At 37.9% G+C, this 757-nt stretch carries 1 protein-coding gene; it reads left to right on the forward strand.

Annotated elements, in window-relative coordinates:
- Positions 1–757: major outer membrane protein (locus DMB91_RS08760; RefSeq protein WP_143116922.1), on the forward strand; the 757-nt coding region annotated here is incomplete at both ends.

Genomic DNA, 757 nt, shown 5'->3' on the forward strand with positions numbered 1-757 from the left:
AGGAATGGCTGCTAAAGCTCTTTATACTGGTATAGATGGCTTAACTTTGGCTGCTTTTGCTGTAGATAGTTTTGAAAGAGATGGTGATAGAGCGTTTATGGACTTAGATAATTATAAAGATACTATTACCAATGGCACCATTACAATTTCAGCAGCACAAAATACAGCTAAGTCTCTTGGTGATTTTCTCTTTAGACAAAATTTCTATGGTGTAGCTGCTATTGGTGCGTATGATTTGGGTGGCTCTAGCCTTGATACTCAACTTTGGTTAGGCTATTTGAATAAAAGAGCGACTTTTTATGCTCTTGATGTAAAATACGGCTTGCCTATTGATCAAGATCTAACTTGGACTCTTCAAGTCAATTACTTAGGAAACTCTGTTGATTCTGCTTTGAAAAGTAGAGTTGGTAGCAAAAATATAGCAAATGGAAATTTTGTCCAACTTAATGGAACGATCAAAGGCTATGGCTTTGATGGCACACTTGGTGGCTTGATGTATGGTAAAAAAGGTAGGTATAGCGTAAATTTCATCGAAGATTACAGTGCTGATATTTTACCAGCTGGTAGAGAAATTTTCTATATGAAAGGCTCTAATATCACAAATAGCTTTGGACAAAACACTTTTGGTTATGTAAAGGCTGGCTATACTCTTCCATCTGATCTTAGACTTGGCGTTCAGTTTATCTACGGTGCAACTGCTGCTCATACTGACGGTGCTGCAGATTCTGCTGACCTAGGTGGTGGCGATAAAATGGAA

Origin of the sequence: Campylobacter sp. MIT 97-5078 (genome assembly GCF_006864455.1) — a bacterium.
Classification (GTDB): domain Bacteria; phylum Campylobacterota; class Campylobacteria; order Campylobacterales; family Campylobacteraceae; genus Campylobacter_D.